At 70.8% G+C, this 4,524-nt stretch carries 3 protein-coding genes and 2 pseudogenes; 3 read left to right on the top strand and 2 right to left on the bottom strand.

Translation table 11 applies throughout. The annotated features are described in order from the left end of the window. Nucleotides 1-414, top strand: a pseudogene (locus G6027_RS12330) (PLP-dependent aminotransferase family protein); the annotation flags it as partial. 131 nt (nucleotides 415-545) lie between these two features. Further along, nucleotides 546-2,006, top strand: coding sequence for an FAD-dependent oxidoreductase (locus tag G6027_RS12335; protein WP_182637436.1), 1,461 nt, complete (start codon nucleotides 546-548; stop codon nucleotides 2,004-2,006). 123 nt (nucleotides 2,007-2,129) lie between these two features. Here G6027_RS12335 and G6027_RS12340 read toward each other — a convergent pair whose 3' ends face one another. Continuing rightward, nucleotides 2,130-2,624: a fasciclin domain-containing protein gene (locus G6027_RS12340; RefSeq protein ID WP_241727080.1), complete on the bottom strand. Its 495-nt coding sequence runs from the start codon at nucleotides 2,622-2,624 to the stop codon at nucleotides 2,130-2,132. A 282-nt stretch (nucleotides 2,625-2,906) separates the two neighbouring features. Here G6027_RS12340 and G6027_RS12345 point away from each other — a divergent pair, with 282 nt between their 5' ends. After that, nucleotides 2,907-4,163, top strand: a complete 1,257-nt coding sequence (locus tag G6027_RS12345) for a glutaminase (RefSeq protein WP_182637438.1) — start codon at nucleotides 2,907-2,909, stop codon at nucleotides 4,161-4,163. Nucleotides 4,164-4,181: 18 nt separating this feature from the next. Here G6027_RS12345 and G6027_RS12350 read toward each other — a convergent pair. Then, a pseudogene (locus tag G6027_RS12350) lies at nucleotides 4,182-4,524 on the bottom strand (patatin); the annotation flags it as partial.

The raw sequence follows: 4,524 nt of genomic DNA on the forward strand, positions 1-4,524 counted from the left end.
GACCGCTGGCTCGTCGTGCACCGGCGCGGACCGTCGACCCTGTCCGCCGAGGCGATGGGCGCGTTCATCGCCTCCGGTGCGATGGACCGTCACCTGGCCCGGGCGGCGCGGGTGTACAGCGACCGGCGCCATCACCTGGTGGCTGCGCTCGCGCGGGAGTGTCCGGGGCTCGACGTTACAGGTGTAGAGGCCGGGTTGCATCTGTGTGTGTTGCTGCCGGGATATGACGACGACGAGGTGGTGCGCGAGCTCGAGCGGGCCGGCTGGCGTACGCGGTCGCTGAGCGGGCAGTCCGCGCATCACGTGGTGTCGGGGCTGGTGCTGAGCTACTCGCGGCTCGTGGCGCGCGACGCGGGGGAGTTCGCCGCGGGACTGCGCGGCGTGATCGACAGCGCCGGACCCGCGACAGGCTAGTCGTCAGGGGGTCAGGACCCGGCCACACCGTCTCGACTCCCGCCGGGGCGGTGATCCGCAGCGGGTGCGAGCCGAGGTGTGCGGCCTTACAGTGACCGCGAGGTTCGTACCGAGCTCAGAGGAGACGCACGATGGGCACATCATTCTGGCGACGCACGACGATCGATCCCCCGGTGGCAGAGTTCCCCGAGGGTGAGCACGTGGACATCGTGGTGGTGGGGGCGGGTTTCACCGGTCTGATCACCGCCCTGATCGCGGCCGCCCGGGGCAGCTCCGTGGTGGTGCTGGAGGCCCACACCGTGGGCGCCGGCGCCAGCGGTTCGACCACGGCCAAGGTCTCGGTCCTGCAGGGGACCCGGTTGTCGACGATCCGCTCGCACCACGGACTCGAGACCGCCCGCGCCTACGCGGAGGCCAACCAGTACGGCCTGGACTGGTGGGCGGAGTTCTGCGGGTCCCACGGGGTGGACGTGCAGCGGCCCCGGGCGGTGACCTTCTCGCGCAGCCTCAAGGGGACCAGCACCCTGCGGTCGGAGAAGCGCACCCTCGACGCCCTCGGCCTGCCCGCCCGGTGGTACGACCGGATCGACGTGCCGTTCCCCGCCCGGGCGGCCGTGGAGCTGCCCGACCAGATGCAGCTCGACCCCGTCGAGGCGCTCGCGGCGCTGGTCCGCGCCACGACGGCGCTCGGTGTCCGGATCATCGAACACTCCCGCGTGACGGGACTGGATGTGCGGGGCGACGACGGGGACGCCCACGTGGAGGTGCGCAGCGACGGCGGCACCTGCACGGCGCGGGACGTCGTGTTGGCCACCGCGTCCCCGGCACTGGACCGTGGCCCCACCGTGGCGTCGATGGAGGCCGAGCGGTCCTACCTGTGCGCGTTCGAGTACCCCGGTGGTCTGCAGGAGGGGATGTACGGCTCTGTCGAGAGCCCGGTCCGTTCCCTGCGGACGGTGCCCGTGGGCGACCGCGAGGTCCTGCTCGTGGGCGGAAACGGTCACCGCACCGGAACGGCCGCGGGCACCGAATCCAAGATCGACTCGCTGCGCGAGTACGCCGCGAAGCACTTCCCCGGTGCCGAGTTCACCCACGGCTGGTCCGCGCAGGACTTCCACCCGGTCACGCTGCTGCCCAAGTCCGGCCCCATGCCGTGGGGGAAGGGTCGGGTGCACTTCGCCGGCGGGTACAGCAAGTGGGGACTCACGGGCGCACCGGCGGCGGCGGGCATCATGGTGGACCGGCTCAGCGGGCGTGATCCACGGGTCTCCTTTGGCAAGCCCTCGGTCACGGGAGTCCTGCGTACCGCGGTCTCGCTGTACGCGGACCTCCCGGTGCAGCTCGCGGCCACCGCCGCTCAGGCGACCGTGTGTCCTCCTCGGCCGACCCTCCGGCCGATCGGCGAGGCGACCGGGGACGACGGCCAGACCTGCAAGGTCGGGCTCCTGTGCCCGCACATGGGCGCCGCGCTGAGTTGGAACGAGGCCGAGCGGTCGTGGGACTGCCCGTGGCACGGTTCGCGGTTCTCGGCGTGCGGCGAACTGATCGAGGGGCCGGCGACCCGGGATCTCAAGCGCTACGACGAGACCTGACACGGCTGCCGGACTGGACGACCGTCCAGTGTCCTGGTGGGTGTAAGAGGGCCGCCCGAGAGCGAGGAACGCCCCGGCCTGACCCCTGACGGGTCGAGCCGGGGCGTAGCCCTGTCATCTGCCTCAGGCCGGGGGCATCATGACCCCGTCGATGGCGTGGATGACGCCGTTGGTGGCGGGCACGTCGGTCTGGATGACGGTGATGCGGTTACCCGCGCCGTCCACCAGGGTGACGGTCTCGCCCTCGACCTCGACGGTGAACTCGGCGCCCTGGAGGGTCTCGACCATCTCGCCGTCCATCCCCATGACGTCCTCGGCCATGACCTCGCCGTCGATCACGTGGAACTGCAGGATCTGGGCCAGGTCACCGGTGGGATCGGCGAGGAGCTCGTCGAGCTGGCCATCCGGCAGCGCCGCGAAGGCCTCGTCGGTCGGAGCGAACACCGTGAAGGGGCCGGGACCCTCGAGGGTCTCCACCAGGCCGGCGGCCTCGAGCGCCTGGGTGAGGGTGGTGAAGTCGTCCGCGGCCATCGCGGTCTCGACGATGTTGCCGGTGGCCGCCGGCTCCTCCGTCATCTCCTCCTCGGTCATCTCCTCGGTGGTCGTCTCCGTGGTCATCACGGTCTCTTCAGTGGTGGTGGTGTCGTCGGCCGTGTCGTCCGTGCCGCACGCTCCCATAAACACTGCGAGGCCGATGGCTCCCGTTACTGCGATCGTCCGCTTCATGAGCAACCTTTCGTCTTGGGTCGGGGGTAACCCCAGTGTGGGGGGATGCCGAGGTAAGAAGAAACCGGTGAGACCGGATTGTTGTAGTGGAGTTAACCTCGACGACGTCTGACCGATCCCACCCGGCGCCTCGTCGGCGCGCGCGACCGGTCGGCTCCGTGACACCCTGAGGTCGTGCAGACCCCGGTACCTGACTATCTACTCGAGATCCGCGACCTGTGTTCGACGGGCGCGGACGGTCGGCTCGCCGATTACATACCCGAGCTGGCCGCGGTGGACCCGGACCGGTTCGCCGTGGCCGCGTGCACCATGGACGGCGTCGTCTACACCGCCGGTGACGCGGACGCCGAGTTCACCATCCAGTCGATGAGCAAGCCGTTCGCCTACGCACTGGCACTGCGCGACCGCGGGATCGAGGCGGTTCTGGAGAAGGTGGCCGTGGAGCCGTCCGGCGACGCGTTCAACCAGATCTCCCTGGAGAGGGTCAGCGGCAGGCCACGGAACCCGATGATCAACATCGGAGCCATCACCACCCACACCCTCGTCGGGCCGGTCGGTGCGAGCGAGGACGAGCGTGACGAGGCGCTGGCCGCCGGGTTGTCGTCGTTCGCCGGCCGGAGCCTGGAGGTGGACGCGTCCGTCATGAACTCCGAGCTGCGCACGGCGTTCCGGAACCGGGCGATGGCCAACCTGGTCCGGGCCAGCGGGATCATTGAAGGCGACCCCGACGAGGCCGTGCGCGGTTACACCCGCCAGTGCGCCTACCGGGTGACCGTCCGCGACCTGGCGGTGATGGCCGTGACCCTGGCGACCGGCGGGGTCAACCCCGTCACCCGTGAGCGTGTCGTCTCCGCGCCCGTGGCACGGCAGGTGCTGGCGGTCATGGCCACGTGCGGGATGTACGACGCGGCCGGCGACTGGATGTCCACCGTCGGGATCCCCGCGAAGAGCGGGGTGTCCGGCGGGATCTTCGGCGCCCTGCCCGGCCAGGTGGGGCTCGGGGTCTTCTCCCCACGGCTCGACGAACACGGCCACAGTGTCGAGGGGGTCCGGACATTCGAGCGGCTCTCGCGCGATCTGGAACTCCACCTGATGAACACCACGGTCACCGAGGTGGAGGCCGTCCGCTCGGTGCGGTTCGACGAGATCACCGGTAGGCGCACCTTCCGCCTCCAGGGGCCCATGACCTTCGCGAGCGCCGAGCAGGTGTTGCGCCGGCTGGCGGAGATCCCGCCGGGTGACGGTGAGGTGACCCTCGACCTGAGTCGGGTCTCCTCGGTCAACGCGAGCGCGCGCCGCATGCTGCTCGAGTCCATGCGGCGGCTCTCGTTGGACGGGCACCAGGTGGGGCTCGCGGATCCCGGACGCCGTCTCCCTGACCCAGATTTCGGTGACGGGTCCCGGCCGGTCACCCGGCGGGCGGCCCGCTGACGCGTCGTCGGGCCGGGGTCACGCTCCCACGTCGGCGTCGGACAGTGCGATGCGGACGGTGTCCGGAGCGGTCCTCATCGAGTATTCGAACGCCGCCACCCGGCGGGTACTGCTCATGAAGTGGGCGCCCAGCCCCGCGAGGTCGACGGCCGTCGGCAGGATCGGGACCACCGTGGTGCCCCTCGCGCGGACGGTCGCGATCTCGGCGGCCAGTCCCGCCGACATCGGCCGTCGGATCAGGCGGTGTTCGATCCGGCCGCCGGGACCGGGCACGCGGACGCCGGGCGCCGAGGCCATGGGCGCGATGACGTAGACCAGGTCCGCGTCCTCGGGCGCGAGCAGATCCACGGACGCGGTCGAA

It is taken from the genome of Dietzia sp. SLG310A2-38A2 (genome assembly GCF_014145095.1).
In the GTDB taxonomy this organism is placed as follows: Bacteria; Actinomycetota; Actinomycetes; order Mycobacteriales; family Mycobacteriaceae; genus Dietzia.